Consider the following 22514-nt stretch of genomic DNA (forward strand, 5'->3'; position numbering starts at 1 on the left):
CCGGACAACCATTCCCGAAGGGCCCCAGCCACCAGGCTGGGGCCCTTCGCCGTTCCCGGGCCCGCACTGCCGGAGCAGCCGATCGCGCCCTCCAGTGGACATCGGCGCCGAAGTCCCTGGCTGCGATTCGGAGGCCGCTCTCCGGTATGACGGCCGGGCGTCGGGACCGTCGGCGCCGAAGGGACCCGTTCCACCAGGAGAGAGGGGTGCGTGCCGAACGCCCGGGGCTCCCGGTTCCGGTACGGGAGAGCGGGATCACCGGCGAGCGCGGGGCTCTTTCGTGGTCGCGCCGACGTTGTCGGCGAGCCAGGCGTTGAGAGCCCGGAGGTCCCGCCACGCCGCGCGGACCTCGTCCAGCGCCCGCCGGTCGTGCAGCCACTCCGCCGGCACCCATCGACGGGTCGCGTGCAGCGACTTGTGCCGCAGGAGTTCCGCTCGCGCGGCGTCGGGCGCGAAGCCCGCCGGCACGCGGGAGAGCTTCTCACCCTCGATGGCCCATCCGGCCGCGGACAGCCGGCCCACCTCCGCCTCCAGGTGCGGGCCGTGGACCCCGTCGGCCACGGCCCGGCGGTACCGCGCGACCTGGTCGGACTCCAGGCGCCACGATCCGCCCGCCACCATGAGTCCGTCGGCGGAGATCTGCACGTACCAGGCCCCGGCGCCCCCGCCCTCGGGGTGCACCACCGCTCCTTGATGGGTCTTGTACGGGGTCTTGTCATTGCTGAAGCGGACGTCGCGGTAGGGCCGGAACATCTTCGCCGGCCCGAACTCGGGTGCGAGTTCCTCCAGGAGCGCCTGCATCGGCGCGCGCACGTGCTGCTCGTAGGAGCTCTTGTGCCTGGTCCAGTACGTCTTGGTGTTGTCGGCCTCGAGACCTTCGTAGAAGACCAGCCCCTCGTCGGGAAAGCCCGCGAAGCTCATGCCGTCGTCCCCGCGTGGTCCGTCGGTGCGTCGTCGAGGAGCGCGTGCCAGCGGAGTTCCCGCAGCGGGTCCGCGCCGGTGTCCAGGGTGCGCGCCCATCCGTCGGGGGCCCAACCGGCCGACTCGTAGAACCCCGCGGACACGCGGTCACCGTCGAGCAGCCACACCTGCATCCGTGCGGCCCCACCGGTCCGGACCAGGTCGCTCACGGCCGCGAGCAGCCGGCTGCCATGTCCTCGACGCCCCCAGCGCGGTTCGACGAGGAGCGTGCCGACCTCGGCCGTGGGGCCGGCGGGGTCCGCCTCCTCGTCCGGACCGAGCTCGGCGGGACCGAAGGCGGCGAAGCCGACCACGGTGTGGCGCTCGACAGCGACGACGACGCCGTGTCCGGGAGTCGGCGGCGAAGTGATCGCCGACCGCCAGCTGGCGGTCGCGGCGTCGGCATCCCATTCGTCGAGGACGGCGGCCGGGAGGGCTGCGCGGTAGGCCGTCCGCCAGGTGACCAGCTGGATCCGGGCGATGTCGGCAGCGTCGTCCGGCCGGGCCGGGCGCACGGAGACGTCCGCGGTGCCCGTGGCACGCGGGAGGGACGACTCGGAGTTCACCCGCGCAGCGTAAGCACCGGCGGGAGCCCGGGCGGACGTCGTACCCACCGGGCAGGATCGGCGGGCGTGAGCGCATTCCACGCCGAGCGGTTGCCCGCCGGGCTGGCCCGGCGGATCGCCCTCGCCGCGCAAGGCTTCGCCGATCCGCGTCCCGCCGGCAGCGTGGGCGCTCGTCAGCTGCGCCGGCTCACCGAGCGGCTGGCCGTGGTGCAGATCGACTCGGTGAACGTGCTGTCCCGCTCCCACTACCTGCCGGCGTTCAGCCGGCTGGGGCACTACCCCCGGCCGGCGCTCGACGACCTCACGGCCCGGCGCCATGCGATCTTCGAGTATTGGGCGCACGAGGCGTCGTTCCTGCCCGTGCGGTTGCACCCCTTCCTGCGCTGGCGCATGACCGCGGCCGAGGAGCACGCCTGGGGCAACATGGTGCGGTTGCAGCGCGAACGGCCGCACTACGTCGCCGACGTGCTGGAGCGGGTCCGCAGCGACGGGCCGCTCAAGGCCAGCGATCTGGCCGAACCCCGCCCGGAGCGCCCGGGCACGATGTGGAACTGGCACGCCGGAAAGGTGGCCCTCGAGTGGCTCTTCTTCACCGGCGCGATCACGGCCACGCACCGGACGACGGGCTTCGAGAGGGTCTACGACCTCACCGAGCGCGTGCTGCCGGCGGCCGTCCTGCAGATCCCGACGCCGGATCCGGCCGACGCGGTCCGCGAACTGGTCCGCACCGCCGCGCGGGCGCTCGGCGTGGCCACGGAGCGGGACCTGCGCGACTACTTCCGGCTCCGGCCCGCGGCCACCCGCGCGGCCGTCGCGGAGCTGGCCGACGCCGGCGAGCTGCTGCCGGTCGAGGTCGCCGGCTGGGGGGCTCCGGCCTGGCTGGACCCGGGGGCCCGCCGTCCCCGCTGGATCCGCGCCCGCGCGCTCCTGAGTCCCTTCGACTCCCTGGTCTGGGAACGCCCGCGGGTGGAGCGCATCTTCGGCTTCCGCTACCGCCTGGAGATCTACACGCCCGCGGCCAAGCGCGTCCACGGCTATTACGTGCTGCCCTTCCTGCTCGGCGACCGGCTGGTGGCCCGCGCCGACCTCAAGGCCGACCGGCAGGCCGGCGTCCTCCGCGTGCAGGCCGTGCACGGGGAGGAGGGCGTCGACCGCCCGCTGGTCTCGGCCGCCCTGGCCGACGAGCTGCGGCTTATGGCCGACTGGCTGGAGCTCGACGACGTCACCATCGCCGAGCGTGGTGACCTCGCCGCCGACCTCGCCCGGCGGACCGGTTCAGTCCGGACCGACGTCGGGGCGTAGCCGGGCGGCGGGTCGCTGGTCCAGTCCGGCCAGCCGCACCACGACGGCGAGCCCGGCCGGAGTGCCCGGCCAGGCGCGGGTGAGGGCCTCGTTGCCCGCCGTGCGGGCCACCGACCGCAGGGCCAGGGCCACCACGACGACGTCGTCGGCGTGGCCCAGCACGGGGACGACGTCGGGGACGAGGTCGACCGGGGAGAGCAGGTAGCCCAGGAGCAGCCACAGCCGCAGCCGGACGCCACCGGGCAGCGAGCGGTCGGTGGCCAGGCGACGGACCAGCCGGATCAGGTCCGGCAGCAGGCGCAGGGCCTCGCGCACCGTGAGGTCCTCGGGCCGCGACCGCCAGAGCAGCGCGAGGACCACCGCCCAGAGCAGGAGCAGGCCGCCCCCGACGGCGACGAGCACCTGCCACCAGTCCATGACGAGGAGTCTGCCGGTAGCCGATGGGCCGGTGGTGCGGGAGGGGATCGGGCCGCGCCCCCTGTCCGTCCCCTTCCGTACCCTCGGGCCCGTGGACGGCGCACCCATCGACACCCAGTACGAAGACCTCCTCCGACGGATCCTCGAGCAGGGGACGCCGAAGGAGGACCGGACCGGGACCGGCACGGTGAGCCTTTTCGGGGAGCGGCTGCGGTACGACCTGTCCCGCGGCTTCCCGCTGGTGACGACGAAGAAGGTGCACTTCAAGTCGATCGCCGTGGAGCTGCTGTGGTTCCTCCGGGGTGACAGCAACGTCGGCTGGCTGCGCGACCACGGCGTCACCATCTGGGACGAGTGGGCGTCGCCCGAGGGCGAGCTCGGTCCGGTCTACGGGGTCCAGTGGCGGTCGTGGCCGGCGCCCGACGGTCAGCAGATCGACCAGATCTCCTCGATCCTGTCGACGTTGCGGTCCGACCCCGACTCCCGCCGCATGGTCGTGTCGGCGTGGAACGTCGGCGCCCTGCCGGAGATGGCGCTGGCCCCGTGCCATGCGCTGTTCCAGTTCTACGTGGCCGGCGGCCGGCTGTCCTGCCAGCTCTACCAGCGCAGTGCCGACATGTTCCTCGGCGTCCCCTTCAACATCGCCAGCTACGCGCTGCTGACCCGCATGGTGGCCGACCAGGTGGGGCTCGCCCCCGGTGACTTCATCTGGGTCGGCGGCGACTGCCACATCTACAGCAACCACACGGAGCAGGTGCGCGAGCAGCTCTCCCGCGAGGTGCTGCCCTTCCCGTCGCTGGACCTGGCGCCGGCGCCGTCGCTGTTCGACTACACCTACGAGCACTTCACCCTCCGCGACTACCGGCCCCACCCGGCCATCCGGGCAGCCGTGGCGGTGTGACCGGGCTCGGGAGGACACCGCTCGTGCCGGGCACCGTCGGGATGGTCTGGGCGCAGGCCCGTGGCGGGGTGATCGGTGCCTCCGGCGGCCTGCCGTGGCACCTGCCCGAGGACCTCAAGCTGTTCCGCGCCCTCACGACCGGCTCGACGGTCGTCATGGGCCGGCGGACGTGGGAGTCGCTGCCGCCGCGGTTCCGGCCGCTGCCGGGCCGCACCAACGTCGTCCTCACGTCCGATCCGGCCTGGTCGGCCGAGGGTGCCCAGCGGGCCGCCTCGGTCGCGGAGGTGCTCGCCCGGTACGACTCGTTGTGGGTGATCGGTGGCGGTGCCGTCTACTCCGCCTTCCTGCCGCACGCGGACCGGCTCGTCGTCACCGACGTCGACGTGGCGGTCGAGGGGGACACCTGGGCCCCGCCCGTCGGGGCCGGGTGGGACCGCGTGGCCCGGACACCGGAGGAGGGCTGGTCGTTCTCCTCCTCGTCGGGTCTGCGCTACGCGGTCTCGGAGTACGCACGGGGAACCGTCGGCTCCGCTGGGTAGATTCCTCCCATGACCAGCGACCCCGCTCGGCCCTTCGGGCGCGTGCTGACGGCGATGATCACCCCGCTGGCGGAGGACGGCTCGATCGACCTCTCGGGAGCGCAGGAGCTGGCCGCCCACCTGGTCGACCGGCAGTCCCACGACGGTCTGGTCGTCTTCGGGACGACGGGGGAGGCCCCGACCATCGCCGACGGCGAGCAGCACGCGGTGCTCGAGGCGGTCCTCGACGCCGTCGGCGACCGGGCCACCGTCATCGCCGGTGTGGGCACCAACGACACCGCCCACTCCATCGAGAAGGCGCGGTCCGCTGCTCGCCTCGGGGTCCACGGGCTGCTCGTCGTCACGCCGTACTACAACCGTCCGCCGCAGGCCGGCCTCCTCCGGCACTTCACCGCCGTGGCCGACGCGACCGACCTGCCGGTGATGCTCTACGACATCCCCCCGCGCTCGCAGGTGGCCATCGAGGTGGAGACGCTCGTCCGGCTCGCCGAGCACCCGCGGATCGTGGCGGTCAAGGACGCCAAGGGACGGCTCGGTGACGTCGCCTGGACGCTGGCCCGTACCGACCTCGCCTACTACTCCGGCGAGGACATGCTGAACTTCCCGCTGCTGGCGCTCGGTGCCGTCGGCGTGGTCAGCGTGGTCGGTCACCTCGTCGGACCCCGGCTGGCCGAGCTGATCGCCGCGGTGGAGTCCGGCGACCTGGTCAAGGCGCGGGCGATCAACGAGAGCCTGCTGCCGGTCTACACCGGGGTGATGGGCGGCGGTCAGGGCGCCATGATGATCAAGGCGGCGCTGAACGCGCTCGGACTCCCGGCCGGTCCGATGCGGCCGCCGCTGGTCGACGCCACCCCGGAGCAGGTGGCGCAGCTGCGGGCCGACCTGGCCGCGGGGGGAGTCAGGTCGTGACCGAGCGTGCCGGCGCGACGGTGGATCGGGCAGTGGGGCGAACGGGCCGGAGGAGCGCCGGCGAGGAGGTCTCGTGAGCGGCCAGGTGACCCAGCCCCATCTGGACCTGAAGGCGCCGCCGCAGCTGCCCGAGGGCGGCCTGCGCGTCATGGCGCTGGGCGGTCTCGGCGAGATCGGCCGGAACATGGCCGTGCTGGAGTTCGACGGCAAGCTGCTCGTCATCGACTGCGGCGTCCTGTTCCCGGAGGCCGAGCAGCCCGGGATCGACCTGATCCTCCCCGACTTCGGGGTCATCGAGCACCGGCTCGACGACATCGCCGCAGTCGTCCTCACCCACGGGCACGAGGACCACATCGGCGCGATCCCCTACCTCCTGCGCCTGCGCGAGGACATCCCGCTCGTCGGTTCCCGGTTCACCCTCGCCCTCGTGGCCGCGAAGCTGCGGGAGCACCGCCTCGACCCGGAGCTGGTGGAGGTGGCGGCCGGGGACGACCACGTCGCCGGGCCGTTCCACTGCGAGTTCATCTCGGTGAACCACTCGATCCCCGACGCACTCGCGGTCGCGGTGCACACGCCCGCCGGCCTGCTCGTGCACACCGGCGACTTCAAGATGGACCAGCTGCCTCTCGACGGCGTCCTGACCGACCTGGGCGCGTTCGCGCGGCTCGGCCTCTCGGGCATCGACCTGCTGCTGTCGGACTCCACCAACGCCGAGATCCCGGGCTTCGTCACCCCCGAGCGCAGCATCGGCCCGGTGCTGGACGACGTCTTCGCCCGCGCCACCCAGCGCCTGATCGTCTCGAGCTTCGCCAGCCACGTGCACCGCATCCAGCAGGTGCTCGACTGCGCCGAGCAGCACAAGCGCAAGGTGGCCTTCGTCGGCCGCTCGATGGTCCGCAACATGGGTGTGGCGCGGGACCTCGGCCTGCTGCGGGTCGCCCCCGGGCTGATGATCTCGCTCGACGAGGCCGCCGCGATGCCGCCGGAGCAGGTGGTCCTGGTCTGCACCGGGTCCCAGGGCGAGCCCCTGTCGGCGCTGGGCCGCATGGCCCGGGGGGAGCACCACCAGGTCACGATCGAGGCCGGCGACACCGTCGTCCTCGCCTCGTCCCTGGTGCCGGGCAACGAGACCGCCGTCTACAAGGTGATCAACGGCCTGGCCCGGCTGGGCGCGACCGTCGTGCACAAGGAGACCGCTCGCGTGCACGTCTCCGGTCACGCGCCGGCGGGGGAGCTGCGCACCCTGCTGAACGTCGCCCAGCCGCGCTACCTGATGCCGGTGCACGGCGAGTGGCGGCACCTGCGCGCCCACGCCGCGCTGGCCGAGGAGACCGGCATGACCCGTGACCGGGTCATCCTCGCCGAGGACGGCGTCGTCGTGGACCTGGTCGACGGCAAGGCCGCGATCGTGGGCAGTGTCCCGATCGGCAACGTCTACGTCGACGGTGTCAACGTGGGCGACGTCGGGGAGGAGTCCCTGCAGGCGCGGCGGATCCTCGGCGACGAGGGTTTCGTGGCGCTGACCGTGGTGATCGAGCCGTCGACCAGGACCATCGTCCGGCCGGTGCACCTGTCGACGAAGGGCTTCTCCGACGACCCCGCGGCCTTCGACGAGGTCCTCGGGCTGGTCGAGGACAACCTCAAGCGGGCACTGCAGGACGACGAGGTCGACTCGCACCGGCTCTCGCAGCTCATCCGGCGGACGGTCGGCAAGTGGGTCTCGGACACGCACCGCCGCCGCCCGATGATCATCCCGACGGTCCTCGAGGTCTAGCGGCCCTCCTGCGGGGTCCCGCCGCGAGCTTGCGAGCGTTGGGGGGCAGGAGGGTTCTCCAACTGGATCGGCGTGATGCCCTCGTCGGCGGGCAGGTCGAACCCCCAGACCTGGGCGTAGAAGGACAGCTCGCCGTCCAGGGCCGCCCGGATGTTCTCCGCCTTGCGGAAGCCGTGCTGCTCGCCGGGGAACAGCAGGTAGGCGTGCGGCACGCCCTTCTCCCGCAGCGCCGCGACGATCACCTCGGCCTGGGCAGGGGGCACGATCGCGTCCTCCTCGCCCTGGAACACCGCCAGCGGGGTGTCGAGGGCGTCGACGTGGTTGATCGGTGAGCGCTCGACGTAGACGTCGGCCCTCGATGGCCACGGCGCGACCAGCCCGTCGAGGTACCGCGACTCGAACTTGTGCGTCTCGCCGACGAACGCCCGGAGGTCGGCCAGCCCGAAGTGGCTGGCGCCGGCGGTGAACACGCCCGGCCGCATGGTGAGGGCGGCCAGGGTCGTGTAGCCGCCGGCCGACCCCCCGCGGATGGCCATGCGCGCCGGGTCGACCCGCCCCGCCTCCGCCAGGAAGCGCGCGCAGGCGACGACGTCGTCGAGATCCACCTGGCCCCACCGGCCCTGCAGCGCGTCCCGGTACCGCCGTCCGTAGCCGACCGACCCCCGGTAGTCGACGTCCGCGACGCAGAACCCGCGGGAGGTCCAGTACTGGATCCCGAGGTCGAGGACGGGCACCGCCGCCGCGGTCGGGCCGCCGTGCACGACCACCAGCAGCGGTGGCAGGTCGCCGTCCGGGGCGGTGGCCTCCGGGTTGGTCGGTGGGTAGACCAGCGCGTGCGCGATGTCGATGCCGGTCCCGGCCTCGGGGGTCGGGAAGCCGAGGTGCTCGGGGACGGAGAACCAGGCCGGGTCGAGGCCGAGCTCGCGCGCCGGTCGCAGCACCTCCGCACCCGCGCCGTCCACATCGACCCGCAGCACCACCGGCTCGCTGGACGGGCCGGCGGCGAGGCACACCACCGCCGTCCCCTGCGCCGTGACGTAGCGGAAGGTGCCCCATGGCAGGTCCAGGTCGCGCAGCTCCCCGCCCGGTTCGAGGACGGCCAGCCGGTCGCGACCCGCCCGTGCGTATGCGAGGACGACCCGGCCGTCGGCCAGCAGCGCGTAGCGGCTCTGGCCGAACCGCCACTGCGGCCCGCCGATGTCACTGCCGAGGTCGACCACCAGCTCCACCTCCCCGCGGGGAGGCCGGCGGTACAGCGACCAGAAGTCGGTGCGGTCGGACAGGAACCAGAGCGTGCCGTCGTCCCCCCAGACCGGCTGCACCACGGACTCGCCCGGGCCCCCGGCGAGCACGTGCTCCCGGCCGTCACCGCCGCGGACGACCAGCTGCGCGGCGTCCCACGGCATGTACGGGTGGTCCCACTGCAGCCAGGCGAGCGCCCCGTCACCGAAGCCGGAGCCCTCGGGGGAGGGGCGGGGATCGGAGACGAAGTCGGGCCCGGAGACCAGCACCGCCGAGCCGTCGGAGCCCACGCGGACCAGCTCGTTCACGACGTCGGCCGCCGCGCCGGAGGCCGGATGCGTCTCCCGCACGGCGAGGACGCCGTCGGCGGTGACCCGCAGGTCGGCGTGGCGAACCCCGGCGGGCACGTCCGGCTCGGGGGTGACGGGTACGGGGGAGGCGGCTCCGGGGTCGAGCCGGTACAGCCGCTGGTCGGTGAACTCGGTGAACCACAGCGTGCCACCGGCGACCGTCCAGGCCCCGCCGCCGTACTCGTGCACCCGGGTCCGTGCGTTCCACGGCGGAGGCAGGACGTCGCTCACCGTCCCGTCGGCGGAGCGGCGGACGATCACCGACCGTCCTCCCTCGGCCGGCCGTGACTCCGACCACCACACGTCGTCGCCGTCCACCACGACCTCGCCGAGCTGAGCGGCGGCGCGGACGACGAGTTCCGAGGTGATCGGGGTGGGCCAGGCGCCGTGGGGGAGCAGGGTGGAGACCATGACCGTGACGTTAGAGCCGGGACCGGCGGAAAGGGACACGAGCCTCTGCCTGCCCGCCCGGAGCACCGAAGGCGATTACCGTCCGACGCATGCCTGCCCGCACCACGTCGTCGCGCCGACCGGCGGGGACCTCTTCGAGAGCCGGCGGTCGGTCGGGTTCGACGGCTGCGAGCAAGAAGCGGCCGCCGGCGAAGCGCGCCTCGAGCACCAACCGCCGTCCCGCCGGGAAGAAGACCTCACCCGGTCTGTGGGGCGTGGTCGCGGGCAGCTGGAACCTGCTCGCGCGCGGCGCCGGGGGCATCGCCCGCTCGGTGGCCCGGCCCGAGGAGGCCGAACCGCTGGCCCCCGAGCACCGCAGGGACGGCGTCGGTCTCGCCGTCCTCGGCCTGGCGATCGTGCTGGGCGCCGCCGCCTGGAGCAACGGCATCGGCCCGGTGGGCGTCGGACTGGCCCAGGGCGTCCGCTGGATCATCGGTTCCCTGGTCATGGTCCTGCCGGTCGTGCTGTTCTTCGCGGCGGTGCGCCTGCTGCGCCGCGGCCCTCGGCCGGAGGCGCGCGGGCGCCTCGCGATCGGCTGGTTGTGCACCGTGGCCTCGGTCCTCGGCATCGCGCAGATCGTGGGCACCCCGGCGGATCCGGAGGCCGGCACCCCCGGGTCCGGCGGGCTGCTCGGCTGGGCCGTCGGCACCCCGCTCACCGCGGGCATCGGCACGATCGTCACCGTCGTCCTGCTCTCGCTGCTGGCCTTCTTCGGGCTGCTGGTCATCACGGCGACCCCGGTCCACCAGATCCCCGAGCGGCTGCGCGAGTTCACCGACCGCCTGCTGGGCCGCGACGACTACGACGACGACGACCAGTACGACGACGAGTACGACGACGACGAGGCCGAGGAGGCGCCCAAGGGGCGGCGATTCGGCAAGAAGTCGCTGGCGGAGGACCTGCTCGTCACCGGGCCGATCGACCACGCCGCGTACGAGGCCGCACCCGAGGCGACGCTCACCACCGAGCCGGAGCACACCGAGCTGCGTTCGGCGCCCCGGCCGCCGGTCGTGGACCGCACGATGCCGGCCGAGGACCTGCCGCCGATCACCGAGCCCGAGCAGCTGTCCATCCAGCCCGTCGAGGGCGACTACAAGCTGCCGTCGGTGACCATGCTGCGCCCGGGTGATCCGCCGCGGGCCCGGTCCAAGTCCAACGACGTCGCCATCGAGGCGATCACCGGTGTCCTGGAGCAGTTCAACATCGACGCCGCCGTCACCGGTTTCACCCGCGGGCCGACGGTCACCCGCTACGAGGTCGAGCTGGGGCAGGGCGTCAAGGTCGAGAAGATCACCGCGCTCACCAAGAACATGGCGTACGCGGTCGCCAACGACAACATCCGCATCCTGGCGCCGATCCCGGGCAAGTCCGCCGTCGGCATCGAGGTGCCCAACACCGACCGCGAGAAGGTCAGCCTGGGCGACGTCCTGCGCTCGCAGGCGGCCAAGCAGGACCCGCACCCGATGCTCGTGGGCCTCGGCAAGGACATCGAGGGCGGCTTCGTCTGCGCGAACCTGGCCAAGATGCCGCACCTGCTGGTCGCAGGCGCGACCGGTGCCGGTAAGTCCAGCTGCGTCAACTCGCTGCTGACCTCGCTCCTGCTGCGGGCGACCCCCGAGCAGCTGCGGATGATCCTCGTCGATCCGAAGATGGTCGAGCTCACTCCCTACGACGGCATCCCGCACCTGATCACGCCGATCATCACCGACCCGAAGAAGGCGGCCACCGCGCTCGCCTGGCTCGTCGAGGAGATGGAGCAGCGCTACCAGGACATGCGGGCCACCGGCGTCCGGCACATCGACGACTTCAACCGCAAGGTCGAGAAGGGCGAGATCACCGCCCCGCCCGGCAGCGAGCGGGTCTACCGCCCCTACCCCTACATCCTGACGATCGTCGACGAGCTCGCCGACCTGATGATGGTGGCCCCGCGCGACGTCGAGGAGTCGATCGTCCGCATCACCCAGAAGGCCCGGGCCGCCGGCATCCACCTGGTCCTGGCGACCCAGCGACCGTCGGTCGACGTCGTCACCGGTCTCATCAAGGCGAACGTGCCGTCGCGGCTGGCGTTCTCCACCTCGAGCCTCACCGACAGCCGCGTCATCCTCGACCAGCCGGGCGCGGAGAAGCTCATCGGCATGGGTGACGCGCTGTTCCTGCCGATCGGCGCCGGCAAGCCGATGCGCGTCCAGGGCGCCTTCGTCTCCGACACCGAGATCGAGGCGGTCGTCGAGTTCACCAAGCGACAGGCGGAGCCGGACTACCGCGACGAGGTCTTCACCGCTGCCGCCGGCGAGAAGAAGGAGATCGACGAGGACATCGGGGGCGACCTCGACCTGCTGGTGCAGGCCGTCGAACTCATCGTCACCAGCCAGTTCGGTTCGACGTCGATGCTGCAGCGCAAGCTGCGCGTGGGCTTCGCCAAGGCCGGCCGGCTCATGGACCTGATGGAGAGCCGCGGCATCGTCGGGCCGTCGGAGGGGTCGAAGGCCCGGGACGTGCTGATCAAGCCCGACGAGCTCGAGTCCGTGCTGTTCACGCTGCGCGGTGGCGAGGGCTGAGCACCCCGAGGGCCGCGGTGAGCGGCCTGCACCTTCCCGGTGGACCGCCCACCGAGCGGGCACACGGAGGGCGTCCGCATGGTCGGAAGGTCCCGCCCGGCACGTGACGCCTGCGCCGACGCCGTCGCCGACGGCGCGTCAGTGGTGGGGGCCGTGCCGGCCGAGGGTGTCCACGGGGGTCGCGCCGGGGCGGGTCCACTGCGGCACCGGACGGCTGGTCGGGCCCCAGGTGAGGTTCCCCTCCGCGTCCGAGCGCCAGTACCAGCACGCCTCGCGCCCCTCGGGCCAGCCCTCCGGCTTGTCCTCCCACGCCTCGCCTCGGCCGTAGGGCGTCCTGTCGAGCAGCCCGAACGACGCGGCGACCGGCTCGTTGCCGCGGCCGGTCGTGGAGTAGGTCAGGAATGCCCGGTCGCCGTCGCGCAGGAAGCAGGTGAGGAAGCCCATCTCCCCGCCGACCGGCTCCTCCACGTCGCGCACCGAGTACCAGGGCTGGGTGTACCCCATGAACTCGACGTAGGGGGCGACCTCTTCCCACCGGCCCGTGGTGAGGACGGCGAACGAGACGCCGCGGGCGTTGAGGTACACGGTGTCCCTCAGCTGCCAGGTCGTCATGGTGCAGCCCTCGCACTGCCCCTGGTGCGGCGCGCCGTCGTACCACATGTGCTTGTAGACGACGAGCTCGTGGCGGCCCTGGAACAGGTCCAGGAAGGGGACCGGGCCGTCGGGCCCGACGACCTCGACCGTCCCGTCGAACTCCACCATCGGCAGCCGGCGGCGGGCTGCGGCGAGGGCGTCGCCCTCCCGGGTGTGGGCCTTCTCGCGGACCAGGAGCTCGTTCCGGGCGGCCTGCCAGGTGGCCAGGTCGACGACGGGTGGGCGGCCGGGCAGCGCGGTGGTCGGGTCGATCGGCGTGGTCGTCATGGTGTCCTCCGTGGTTCTCGTGCCGGGCAGCGTCGTGCGACGTCCTGCGACGGTCACCGGAACAGACCCGCGACCCGGCCGGAACTCATCGCGGCAGGGGGTGCCCTCGGTCGCGCCTGCACGGACCACGTCGCGTCGAGGAGGTCACGGACGGGCGCTGAGACGCCCGCCACCGGTCTGGCGCCGGTGCGGGACTCGCGAGCCGACTACGATGGCCGGGTGCCAGCTGTGCCCCGCCCCGCCCCGGATCTCGGGCCCGAGCCCCGCGGGCGGACGGTGGCGATGGTGACCCTCGGCTGCGCCCGCAACGAGGTGGACTCCGAGGAGCTCGCCGGAAGGCTGGCCGCCGGAGGTTACGAGCTGGTGGACGACGCCGAAGGCGCCGACGCCGTCCTCGTGAACACCTGCGGATTCATCGAGACCGCCAAGAAGGACTCCGTCGACGCGATCCTCGCCGCGACCGACTCCGGGGCGTCCGTCGTCGCCGTCGGCTGCATGGCCGAGCGGTACGGCTCGGAACTGGCCGGTGCGCTCCCCGAGGCGACGGTCCTCGGCTTCGACGACTACGGCGCCATCGGCGACCGGCTGGACGACGTGCTCGCGGGCCGGCCGCTGGTGCCGCACACACCCCGCGACCGCCGGACGCTGCTCCCGATCAGCCCCGTCGAGCGGACGGCGGCCACCGCGGCGCAGGACGCGCCGTCGATCCCCGGTCACGACTGGCTCCGCCGCAGGCGCCTGGCCTCGGGCCCGTCGGCCGCGCTGAAGCTGGCCTCGGGATGCGACCGGCGCTGCGCGTTCTGCGCCATCCCGACGTTCCGCGGCGCGTTCGTGTCCCGCCCGCCGGCCGAGGTGCTGGGGGAGGCCCGGTGGCTGGCCGCCCAGGGCGTCACCGAGCTGGTGCTGGTGAGCGAGAACTCGACCTCCTACGGCAAGGACCTCGGCGACCTCCGGTCGCTGGAGAAGCTGCTGCCGCAGCTGGCCGCCGTCGAGGGCATCGCCCGGGTCCGGGTCGCCTACCTCCAGCCGGCGGAGCTCCGGCCGGGCCTGCTCGAGATCATCGCGGGCACGGACCGGGTCGCCCCGTACTTCGACCTGTCCTTCCAGCACTCGTCGCCGTCGCTGCTCCGGCGCATGCGGCGCTTCGGCGGCACCGACGACTTCCTGGCGCTGATCGAGCGGGCGCGCGGGCTGGCGCCCACCGCGGGCTTCCGCACCAACGTCATTCTCGGCTTCCCCGGCGAGACCGAGGAGGACGTCGCCGAGCTCGAGCGCTTCCTCGTCCAGGGCCGCCTGGACGCGGTCGGCGTCTTCGGGTACTCCGACGAGGAGGGCACCGAGGCCATGGGTCTGCCCGGCAAACTGGACCAGGCGGAGATCGACGCGCGGGTCCGGCGCATCACCGACCTGGTCGAGGAGCTCACCGCCCAGCGCGCCGAGGACCGCATCGGGGAGCGGGTGGACGTGCTGCTCACCGAGGACGTCTCCGCCGAGGAGGGCCCCGGCGTGTGGATCGGTCACGCCGCCCACCAGGACCCGGACGCCGACGGCACCACCACGGTGGCCGGGGTGCCCGCCGACGCGGTGGCCGGCCGGCTGCTGGCCGCGGAGGTCGTCGCCACCGACGGCATCGACCTGGTCGCCCGGGCCCTGGCCCCGGCCGGGATCGCGTTCGGCACGCCCGGCGGCACGTCCGGCGGCACGGCCCCGGTCGGGCGGTGACCGGCGTGACCGACGTCGCCCCGGACCCGGCCGCCACGCCCCCGTCGTCGGCGAAGCTGGTCAACCTGCCCAACGCGCTCACCGTGCTGCGGCTGGCGGTGGTACCGGTCCTCGCGGTCCTCCTCCTCCAGGACGACGGGCTGCGGGACGCCGACCGGTACTGGGCCACCCTCGTGTTCGTCCTGGCGATCATCACCGATCGCTACGACGGGATGATCGCGCGGCGCACCGGGCAGGTCACGGAGTTCGGCAAGCTCGCCGATCCCATCGCCGACAAGGCGCTCACCGGCACGGCCCTGATCGGGCTGTCGGTCATGCACCTGCTGCCGTGGTGGGTCACGCTGGTGATCCTGGCGCGCGAGGTGGGGGTGACCCTCCTGCGCTTCTGGGTGATCCGGCACGGCGTCATCGCGGCGAGCCGGGGCGGCAAGGCGAAGACCGTCGCGCAGTCGGTGGCGATCGGGCTCTACATCCTGCCGTTGACCGGCGTGCTGGCCACCTGCCGCTGGTGGGTCATGGCCGCCGCGCTGCTGCTCACCGTGTTCACGGGGCTGGACTACGTGTACCGGGCGCTGACGCTGCGTCGCACCAGCGCCCGGGCGATGCGCGCCGCGGCGGCCCGCCGGGCCGCCGGCCCCAGTGGCGCCCGCACCGACACCGCGGTCTGAGCTCCGGTCACCGCTCCGGCGCACCGCGGCGGGGGAGCGGGAGGCGCACGCGCCAAGGCCGTGGCGCGGTTGCCACGGCAGTGAGCTCGGCACTGGGCTCGACGCCGATCTCGCGCCGCAGGATGCTGCGGAAGGAGTCGTACTGGCGGCGTGCCGCCACCCAGTTGCCGGCCGCCTGGTGGGCCTCGATCAGCGCTCGCTGACCACTCTCGCGGAGCGGCTCGGCCAGCACCGCCACGTGCACCGCCTCCACCGCGGCGGACGGCCGGCCCGACCGGCGCAGCTGCAGGCTCAGCTCCTCGAGCGCGTGCAGCAGACGCAGGTGCAGGCGTTCGCGGACCGACAACACCCAGTCCTCGTACCAGCCGGGCAGCAGCTCGAGCTCGGCGATGGGACCGGGGTCGACGGCCAGGTCGCCGGGTGTGGCAAGGCCGGACAGGATCCGGGTCGCCCACGCCTCCAGCCGGGCGATGTCCACCTCGACCCCGTCGCGGAGACCGAGGGCCGACTGCTCGGCCAGCACGAGCGGGCAGCCGACCTGCTGCAGCCGCCACAGCGCCGACCGCAGGTTCCCGGCGGCACGGCCGTCGTCCACGGTGGGCCACAGCGCGCCCGCCGCGCGGCGGCGGTCGACCCCGCCCGGATGCAGGGCCAGGTAGGCGAGCAGCCGGTGGCTGCCCGGGGGGAGGGGCAGCCGCCGGCCGCCGTAGTGCACCGACAGACCGCCGATGACGCGGACGAGCGGGACCGAAGGGTCGATGTCGTCGTGCATCCGGCGCCTCCCCAGTGGGCGCTCGGGCACGGGAGGTGCCCGATCCGCACTTCAGGGAGGGCCCGCGGTGGCCGGAAGGTACAGCTGCGCGGCCCTGGCTTCGGTACCGGGGGCCGGCGCCACCCACCGCGGGGGTGTCGCCGGCCGGTGACCGGGCCACCGTCCGGACGGCCGCGGTGGCCGGCGCCCTGGAAGGGCTGCTCGCGCGCCCGGGCCGAGGTTCCGGGAAGCCGCGACCCCGCTCCGGCGTTACGCCATGAGCGGACGCGCGCCGGCCGGTCCGGCCCGGAGAACGGGCGCCGCGTACCGTGAGCGCACGGCGCCCCGACCGGGCGCCGCCGCTTCCCCGCTCGCAGGACAGGAGACGGCCATGACGCTGCTGCGCACCCAGCTCGGGAACACCTTGCGTGGTCACCGGCTGCGTCAGCGCCGGACGCTGCGCGACGTCTCCGGAGCCGCCCGCGTCAGCCTCGGCTACCTCTCCGAGGTCGAGCGCGGGCAGAAGGAAGCCTCCTCGGAGCTGCTCGCCTCCATCTGCGACGCCCTCGAGGTCGAGCTCGCCGACCTGCTGGCCGAGGTGAGCCTGCAGCTCCGGGTGGCCGGTGGTGGGGCCCTGCGACCGGTGGCCCCGTCGGACGGGGCGCCTGCCGCCGAGGCGGAGACGCCCGCCGAGCAGCCGGCGGCCGCGCAGCCGGTGCCCGAGCCGGCTCTCGCGCTGGTCGGTGCCCCGGCCCGCTCGGCCCTGCGCCGGGGAGAGGCCGTGTCGCTCGCCGCCTGACGCACCGCGACACGCCCCCGCCGGTCCTTGACGGACGCGGAGCGCGGTGCGAGACAGGAGCCGTGCTGCCGTCGCGAGCCGCTCCACCCACCGTGCGGCGGGGACCGGTCCACCTGCCGGGCGCACACACCCGCAGCGGGAACGGCATGAGCCGCACCCGGCTCGGGCTGCTCGCCGGTGCCGCGCGGGCCTTCGCCGACCACGGCCTGCGCCGCAGCACGATGCAGTCGATCGCGGCCGCCGCCGGCGTCGCCAAGGCGACCCTCTACAACCACTTCCGGACCAAGGACGAGGTCGCCGCCGCGCTGCTCGCCGCGGAGCTGGACCGGCTGGCCGCGGTGGCCGCCGGCCGGCCCCTGGACCAGGCGCTGGCGGCGCTGGCCGACGAGCTCGGCGCGCATCCGGTGCTCCGGCGGCTGGCCGGCACCGAGCCGGAGCTGCTGACCGCCCTCCTCGGCGTCGATGCCGGGCGATGGGCGGAGCTCACCGGACGCCTGGCCGTAGCGCTGCACCTCGACGACGACGCCGCCGAACTGGCCGGGCGCTGGCTCCTCGGGGTGGTCCTCCAGCCCGGTCGCTCCACGACCCGCCACCGGCACGCGGCCCGGCTGGCGAGGCTGCTCACGGCGGCCTGACCGCCGGTCAGTCCAACGGCAGCGAGCGGGTCAGCAGGACCCGGTCCGCTCCCGGCCCCGCGTGCGCCGGTGCCGCCACCTCGTGGGCGCCGAACCGCCGGGCCAGCGACAGCACCGCCGGGTCGCCCGGCGGCGCGACGGCCTGCACGGCACGGGCCCCCACGGACGTCGCGAGCGTGGCGAACCGCTCCACCAGCCGGCGCGCGACGCCGCGTCCGCGCCACGAGGGGTGGACGGCGACGGCATGGACCACGCCGAGCCGGTCGGCGCTGACCACCCCCAGCAGGTAGCCCGCGTCCTCGTCGTCGGGAGTTCGCGCGAGGGCGCCGAAGCCGCCGAGCTGGTGGAAGAACAGCGGGTCGTGCAGCGCTCGGACGGACTCGTCGTCCAGCGTCGAACCGGACCAGAACTCCGACCGACGGGCCAGCAGCCGTTCGCGCAGCGCACCGGCCGAGAGCTCCTCGAACCCGACCAGCCTCAGGCCCGCGCTCACCGCGCCGCCCGCGCGGCGTCGAGCTCGGCGCGGGTGGGGGGATCGGCGCCGACCCGTGTGCAGTTCAGCGCGGCCACCAGCGCGGCGTCGTCGACGAGCGCCAGCACTTCCTCGTCGGGCAGGGACTCCAGCGCGGCGCGCGAGGTGACGCCCGCCTCCAGCAGCCCGGTCAGGAGGCCGGCGGCCAGCGAGTCGCCCGCGCCGACCGTGTCGACGACGGTCACCGACGGCGGCTCCCGGTGCAGCACCGGGCGCCCGGGCCGGGCCACCCGCAACGGGGCGCCGCCGTCGGTGAGCAGGACCAGCCCGGGCCCGCGACCGGCCCACCGCCGGGCCGCGTCGTCGAGATCGGACGGCTGCTCCAGCCACGCGAGGTCCTCGGCGCTGACCTTCACCACGTCCGCCTGCGCGACCAGCCGGTCCAGGCGGGCATCCACGACCGACCGGGTGTTGCCCAGGACCTCGCCCACAGGACCCTCGGCCAGCATCGGCCGGATGTTCGGGTCGACGCTGATCAGGGTGCTGCCCCGGACGTGCAGGCGCTCGACCAGCCCGGCGATCGCATCGGCGCCCGGAGCGGTCCAGCTGGAGATCGACCCGACGTGCAGCACACCGGGGCGCGCGGGAAGGACGTGGGCGAGTTCGTCCTCGGTCCACTGCCAGTCGGCGGCGCCGAGCACGTGGAAGCCGTAGTCGGGGGAACCGTCGGGTCCCAGGCCGACGACGGCCAGGCTGACCGGCTCCGACGCGTCGACGAACCCGCCGACGTCGACCCCGGAGAGCTCGGCGTGCCGGCGCAGGTGGGGCGCGAGCGGACCGGTGCCGAGCCGGGCCATGAGCCGGACCGGCGCGCCGAGGCGCCCCGCGGCCACCGCGACGTTGAGGGCGTTGCCGCCCGGGCGGGCGACGTACTGCGGTGCGGTGCCCTCGGGGCCGGCGTCCGCTCCCGGCACCGGCAGCAGGTCGACCACCAGCTCGCCCAGCACGCAGAGGACGGGGGAGTCGGGCACGGGGGCACCCTAACCGCGCGGGTGACCGATCCGCCCGCGCTCGCTCCGACCGAGCAACACCTGGGACGATGAGGCGACGACGTCGAGATGCGGAGCATCACCGGGCCGGCCGCTGCGCCGGAGCAGGAGGACCCATGCCCAACCCGTTCGTGAAGCTGTGGAAGTACCTCACCGCGTCGGCCAACGCCCAGATCGACCAGCGGGCCGACCCCAAGATCCAGATCGCGCAGGCCATCGAGGCCGAGCAGCAGCGTCACCAGGCGCTGGCCAACCAGGCCGCCGCCGTCCTGGGCAACCAGCGCCAGCTCGAGATGCGGCTCAACCGCCAGCTGGGGGAGGTGGAGAAGCTGCAGGCCTCCGCCCGCCAGGCGCTGGTGCTCGCCGACAAGTCCCGCGCCGCCGGCGACGCAGCCAAGGCGGCGGAGTACGAGAACGCCGCCCAGGCCTTCGCCACCCAGCTGGTGGCCGCCGAGCAGGCGATGGAGGACCTCAAGCGCAGCCACGACGAGGCGTTGCAGGCCGCGGAGCAGGCGCGGGGTGCGGTCGAGCAGAGCCGCATGCGGCTGCAGACCACCCTGGCCGAGCGCACCAAGCTGATGTCGCAGCTGGAGCAGGCGAAGATGCAGGAGCACGTCGCCTCGTCGCTGCGCCAGGTCAACGAGCTCTCCGCGCCGGGGAACACCCCGAGCCTCTCGGAGGTCCGCGACAAGATCGAGGCGCGCTACGCCAACGCGCTGGGGCAGGCCGAGCTGGCGCAGAGCTCCGTCGAGGGCCGGATGCTCGAGGTGCAGAAGGCGACCCTCGACGTGGCGGGCGCCTCGCGCCTCGACCAGATCCGCGCCTCCATGGCGGGCGGCACGCCGGCCGTCGAGGGGAACCAGGCCACCGCGGCGATCGGGCAGGGCACCCCGGAGGTCGAGCAGCCGGGGACCGAGCAGCGGGAGGCCCAGCCCGCCGAACGCCCCGAGCAGTAGCAGGACCTTCCTGCGCCGTCCGCTCGCTGGCCCGCGGCGGAACCCTGCGGGAAGGGCCGGGCCGCCGGGCGGCCGCGGCCGGCTCAGCGGTACAGGGTGACCGGCCGGGGTCGGCCCGGCTCCCCGGTGCGTGCCGCCGGGTCGATCGGAGAGCGGGCGGCCTGGCACCTCGGGCACCACCAGGTCACCCGTTCCTGCGTTCCTGGGCCCTGCTCGCCCAGCAGGATCGGTGTGCCGCACCGGCGGCAGGGTCGTCCCTTGCGCCCGGCCACCCAGTGGTCCTGCCCGCGGCGGGTGTCGCCCGTGGTGCTCTGCTCCGGATGGTGCCGGTTGGCCAGCATCAGCGTGCGCGCCCGCTCGACGAGGGCCGCCAGGTCGGGCACGTCGGCGACCCGTGCCCACGGGTGGACGCCGGCGAGGAAGAGCGCCTCGACCTTGTAGAGGTTGCCGATCCCGGCCACGTTCCGCTGGTCGAGGAGGGCCACGCCGATCTGCTCGTCGGGGTGCCCGCGCAGCCGGCGCAGCGCCTCCTCCAGGTCCCAGTCCGGCCCCAGCACGTCCGGGCCGAGGTGACCGACGAGCCGGTCCTCCTCGGCCGTCGGCACGAGCTCGACGTCGTGCAGCCGGTATCCCACGCAGTCCCAGTCGTCGGTCGACAGGACGACGCGGATGTCGTACGCCGGACCGCCCCGCCACGTGGTGCCCGGCCGGTAGATGTGCCAGCTGCCGTCCATCCGGAAGTGGGTGCGCAGCGTCCGGTCGTCGGCCAGCCGGATCAGCAGGTGCTTGCCGCGGGGCACCACCTCCCGGACGGTCGCTCCGGTGAGATCCAGCGCGGCCAGCTGTGGCAGCCGGAACTCACCACGGCGCAGGGTGCCGCCGGCCAGGGCCGTGTTCATCCGCTGGGCGGCCAGCCACACGGTGTCACCCTCGGGCACGCCTCCAGTGTCCCCGCCCGGGATCGGCCCTGCTCATCAGGTGTGAGACCACCGACAACCGGGATGACCGGCTGCCCGGGGAACGCTGGATGTCTGCGTGAGCGTGCCCCTGCTGCGTCGCGCCCGGTCCGGCGCCGCCTCCGCCACCCCGAACGCCGAGCCGGTCACCGTCACCGTCGCCCGCGTGGTGCGCCCGGACCGCCGGGAGGCGTTCGAGCGATGGGCCGAGAACGTGCTACGGGTGGCCGCACGCTTCCCGGGCAACCTCGGCGCGAGCCTGCTGCACCCGGGTCCGGGCAGCTCGGAGTACCACCTCGTCTACCGGTTCCAGGACGACGAGTCCCTCGCAGCCTGGGAGTGGTCCGCGGAGCGACGGACCGCGCTGGCGCACGTGGAGAGCATCGTCGAGCAAGAGCGCTACGCCCGGGTCACGGGACTCGACAGCTTCTTCACCCGCCCCGTGCGGCCGGGCCCTCGCTGGCGGCTGACGGTGCTCACCATCGCCGCCGTCTTCGCCATCACGTCGCTGCTCCAGCTCCTCGTGACGCCGCACCTGACGTCCTGGCCGGTCGGGTTGCGGCTGCTGCTGTCAGCCGTCGTCGTGGTCCTGCTCCTGGGTCACGTGGCGATGCCGGCGCTCACGCGACTGCTCGCCGGCTGGTTGCGCCCGTCCGGGGACTGAGCCGGGGAACTGTCGGACCCGCGGAGTAGACCGCCGGCATGGCCACCCTCCAGCTGCCGGTGCGCGGTCCCTTCTCCCTCGCCTCGAGCGCCCGGTTCCTCGAGGACTTCGTCCCTGCCCGGCACCGCGGGTCGCCGGACGGTGTGCTCCGGCTCGCCTTCCCGGTGGAGGGCACCGGCGCCGCCGTCGGGGTGGCGGTGCGCCAGGACCGCGACGGCGCGGTGCTCGCCGATGTGAGCGGGCCCCTCGCGGAGCGCCTCCCGGCGCAGCTGGCCCGGATTCTGTCGCTGGACGTCGACGGCTCCGGTTTCGGGGCCGTCCGCGTCGCCGACCCGGTGGTGGACGAGCTGGCCACCCGGTATCCGGGCCTGCGGCCGGTGTGCTTCTTCTCCCCGTACGAGGCCGCCTGCTGGGCGGTCCTGGCGCAACGGACGAGCATGGTGGCCGCCGCTGCGGTGAAGGAACGCATCGCCCGGAGTCACGGGGATCGGCGGCAGGTGGACGGCCAGGACCTGTGGGGGTTCCCGGCGGCGGCCCACCTGCGCGGCGTCGTCGACGAGCTGCCGGTGCCCGACGTCAAGCGCGAGCGGCTCCGAGCGCTCGCCGAGGCGGCGCTGGAGGGACGGCTCGACGCCGACCGGCTCCGCGCGCTCCCGGTGCGTGAGGCCCTGGCCGAAGTCCGCGAGCTCCCGGGGATGGGTTCCTTCTCCGCCGAGCTGGTGGTGGTCCGGGGAGCCGGCGCTCCGGACGTCTTCCCGGTGACGGAGCCGCGACTGCACGCCGCGATGGCGGTGCTCTACGGACTGGAGGCCCCGACCGTGGCCGACCTCGCATCGGTGGCCGAGCGCTGGGCGCCCTATCGCAGCTGGGTGTCGGTGCTCATCAGGGCGTTCAGCAGCGGGAGCATGCGTGCGCCCGCCCGTCCCGTGCCGAGGACGGCGGCGGTCGGCTGA

At 74.0% G+C, this 22514-nt stretch carries 22 protein-coding genes; 13 read left to right on the forward strand and 9 right to left on the reverse strand.

Translation table 11 applies throughout. The features are described 5' to 3' along the window. Positions 1 to 255: 255 nt before the first annotated feature. On the reverse strand, positions 256 to 921 hold the full coding sequence (locus tag ACFSHS_RS19900; RefSeq protein WP_376879921.1) for a DUF2461 domain-containing protein: 666 nt from the start codon (positions 919 to 921) through the stop codon (positions 256 to 258). Beyond that, the gene (locus tag ACFSHS_RS19905; RefSeq protein WP_376879923.1) at positions 918 to 1526 is read right to left on the reverse strand and encodes a GNAT family N-acetyltransferase; all 609 of its coding nucleotides are present in this window, start codon (positions 1524 to 1526) and stop codon (positions 918 to 920) included. The genes ACFSHS_RS19900 and ACFSHS_RS19905 overlap by 4 nt, the downstream gene beginning before the upstream one ends. A gap of 66 nt (positions 1527 to 1592) precedes the next feature. Here ACFSHS_RS19905 and ACFSHS_RS19910 point away from each other — a divergent pair, with 66 nt between their 5' ends. After that, on the forward strand, positions 1593 to 2828 hold the full coding sequence (locus ACFSHS_RS19910) for a winged helix-turn-helix domain-containing protein (protein ID WP_376879925.1): 1236 nt from the start codon (positions 1593 to 1595) through the stop codon (positions 2826 to 2828). On the opposite strand, the gene ACFSHS_RS19915 is transcribed toward ACFSHS_RS19910, so the two are convergent. Continuing rightward, positions 2802 to 3245, reverse strand: a complete 444-nt coding sequence (locus ACFSHS_RS19915) for a DUF1232 domain-containing protein (RefSeq protein WP_376879928.1) — start codon at positions 3243 to 3245, stop codon at positions 2802 to 2804. The two genes, ACFSHS_RS19910 and ACFSHS_RS19915, sit on opposite strands and share 27 nt — an antisense overlap. Positions 3246 to 3336: 91 nt before the next feature. Between ACFSHS_RS19915 and ACFSHS_RS19920 the strand changes: the two genes are divergently transcribed. The 4 genes from ACFSHS_RS19920 (at position 3337) to ACFSHS_RS19935 (ending at position 7368) form a co-directional block, all read left to right on the forward strand. Next, complete coding sequence (locus ACFSHS_RS19920) at positions 3337 to 4146, forward strand: thymidylate synthase (protein ID WP_376879930.1); 810 nt, start codon at positions 3337 to 3339, stop codon at positions 4144 to 4146. Between the two features lie 23 nt (positions 4147 to 4169). Then, positions 4170 to 4685 (forward strand): dihydrofolate reductase, encoded by a 516-nt coding sequence (locus ACFSHS_RS19925; protein WP_376879932.1) that lies wholly within the window; start codon positions 4170 to 4172, stop codon positions 4683 to 4685. A 9-nt stretch (positions 4686 to 4694) separates the two neighbouring features. Then, positions 4695 to 5594 (forward strand): 4-hydroxy-tetrahydrodipicolinate synthase, encoded by a 900-nt coding sequence (gene dapA / locus ACFSHS_RS19930; protein ID WP_376879935.1) that lies wholly within the window; start codon positions 4695 to 4697, stop codon positions 5592 to 5594. A 73-nt stretch (positions 5595 to 5667) separates the two neighbouring features. Next, a complete protein-coding gene (locus ACFSHS_RS19935; RefSeq protein ID WP_376879937.1) occupies positions 5668 to 7368 on the forward strand; it encodes a ribonuclease J in 1701 nt (566 codons plus the stop codon). Here the strand turns inward: ACFSHS_RS19935 and ACFSHS_RS19940 are convergent. Further along, positions 7365 to 9371 carry a prolyl oligopeptidase family serine peptidase gene (locus tag ACFSHS_RS19940; protein ID WP_376879939.1) on the reverse strand — a complete coding sequence of 669 codons (2007 nt, stop codon included), beginning with the start codon at positions 9369 to 9371 and terminating at the stop codon, positions 7365 to 7367. The two genes, ACFSHS_RS19935 and ACFSHS_RS19940, sit on opposite strands and share 4 nt — an antisense overlap. Before the next feature lie 89 nt (positions 9372 to 9460). On the opposite strand from ACFSHS_RS19940, the gene ACFSHS_RS19945 reads away from it, so the two are divergent. Continuing rightward, positions 9461 to 11968 carry an FtsK/SpoIIIE family DNA translocase gene (locus ACFSHS_RS19945; RefSeq protein ID WP_376879941.1) on the forward strand — a complete coding sequence of 836 codons (2508 nt, stop codon included), beginning with the start codon at positions 9461 to 9463 and terminating at the stop codon, positions 11966 to 11968. Positions 11969 to 12106: 138 nt separating this feature from the next. Here the strand turns inward: ACFSHS_RS19945 and ACFSHS_RS19950 are convergent, their stop codons facing one another. Then, a complete protein-coding gene (locus ACFSHS_RS19950) occupies positions 12107 to 12889 on the reverse strand; it encodes a DUF899 family protein (RefSeq protein ID WP_376879944.1) in 783 nt (260 codons plus the stop codon). A 219-nt stretch (positions 12890 to 13108) separates the two neighbouring features. Between ACFSHS_RS19950 and rimO the strand changes: the two genes are divergently transcribed. Both rimO and pgsA read left to right on the forward strand, forming a co-directional pair. Then, positions 13109 to 14611, forward strand: coding sequence for a 30S ribosomal protein S12 methylthiotransferase RimO (rimO, locus tag ACFSHS_RS19955; protein WP_376879946.1), 1503 nt, complete (start codon positions 13109 to 13111; stop codon positions 14609 to 14611). 5 nt (positions 14612 to 14616) lie between these two features. Then, positions 14617 to 15279, forward strand: coding sequence for a CDP-diacylglycerol--glycerol-3-phosphate 3-phosphatidyltransferase (gene pgsA, locus ACFSHS_RS19960; protein WP_376879949.1), 663 nt, complete (start codon positions 14617 to 14619; stop codon positions 15277 to 15279). A 7-nt stretch (positions 15280 to 15286) separates the two neighbouring features. On the opposite strand, the gene ACFSHS_RS19965 is transcribed toward pgsA, so the two are convergent. Then, positions 15287 to 16051: an AfsR/SARP family transcriptional regulator gene (locus ACFSHS_RS19965; RefSeq protein WP_376879952.1), complete on the reverse strand. Its 765-nt coding sequence runs from the start codon at positions 16049 to 16051 to the stop codon at positions 15287 to 15289. Positions 16052 to 16421: 370 nt separating this feature from the next. Here ACFSHS_RS19965 and ACFSHS_RS19970 point away from each other — a divergent pair, with 370 nt between their 5' ends. Both ACFSHS_RS19970 and ACFSHS_RS19975 read left to right on the forward strand, forming a co-directional pair. Further along, a complete protein-coding gene (locus tag ACFSHS_RS19970) occupies positions 16422 to 16829 on the forward strand; it encodes a helix-turn-helix domain-containing protein (protein ID WP_376879954.1) in 408 nt (135 codons plus the stop codon). 146 nt (positions 16830 to 16975) lie between these two features. After that, positions 16976 to 17464: a TetR family transcriptional regulator gene (locus ACFSHS_RS19975; RefSeq protein WP_376879956.1), complete on the forward strand. Its 489-nt coding sequence runs from the start codon at positions 16976 to 16978 to the stop codon at positions 17462 to 17464. A 7-nt stretch (positions 17465 to 17471) separates the two neighbouring features. On the opposite strand, the gene ACFSHS_RS19980 is transcribed toward ACFSHS_RS19975, so the two are convergent. Both ACFSHS_RS19980 and ACFSHS_RS19985 read right to left on the reverse strand, forming a co-directional pair. After that, a complete protein-coding gene (locus ACFSHS_RS19980; protein WP_376879958.1) occupies positions 17472 to 17957 on the reverse strand; it encodes a GNAT family N-acetyltransferase in 486 nt (161 codons plus the stop codon). After that, complete coding sequence (locus ACFSHS_RS19985) at positions 17954 to 18967, reverse strand: PfkB family carbohydrate kinase (protein WP_376879961.1); 1014 nt, start codon at positions 18965 to 18967, stop codon at positions 17954 to 17956. Before ACFSHS_RS19985 ends, ACFSHS_RS19980 begins: the two co-directional genes overlap by 4 nt. Positions 18968 to 19101: 134 nt before the next feature. Here ACFSHS_RS19985 and ACFSHS_RS19990 point away from each other — a divergent pair, with 134 nt between their 5' ends. Next, a complete protein-coding gene (locus ACFSHS_RS19990; RefSeq protein WP_376879963.1) occupies positions 19102 to 19941 on the forward strand; it encodes a PspA/IM30 family protein in 840 nt (279 codons plus the stop codon). Between the two features lie 83 nt (positions 19942 to 20024). Here ACFSHS_RS19990 and ACFSHS_RS19995 read toward each other — a convergent pair whose 3' ends face one another. Beyond that, positions 20025 to 20879 carry an Fpg/Nei family DNA glycosylase gene (locus tag ACFSHS_RS19995; RefSeq protein WP_376879965.1) on the reverse strand — a complete coding sequence of 285 codons (855 nt, stop codon included), beginning with the start codon at positions 20877 to 20879 and terminating at the stop codon, positions 20025 to 20027. A 97-nt stretch (positions 20880 to 20976) separates the two neighbouring features. On the opposite strand from ACFSHS_RS19995, the gene ACFSHS_RS20000 reads away from it, so the two are divergent. Together ACFSHS_RS20000 and ACFSHS_RS20005 are read left to right on the forward strand one after the other, a co-directional pair. Beyond that, on the forward strand, positions 20977 to 21561 hold the full coding sequence (locus tag ACFSHS_RS20000) for an antibiotic biosynthesis monooxygenase (RefSeq protein ID WP_376879968.1): 585 nt from the start codon (positions 20977 to 20979) through the stop codon (positions 21559 to 21561). A gap of 38 nt (positions 21562 to 21599) precedes the next feature. Further along, a complete protein-coding gene (locus ACFSHS_RS20005) occupies positions 21600 to 22514 on the forward strand; it encodes a DNA-3-methyladenine glycosylase family protein (RefSeq protein WP_376879970.1) in 915 nt (304 codons plus the stop codon).

Source organism: Blastococcus deserti (genome assembly GCF_042682525.1).
Lineage (GTDB): Bacteria > Actinomycetota > Actinomycetes > Mycobacteriales > Geodermatophilaceae > Blastococcus_B > Blastococcus_B deserti.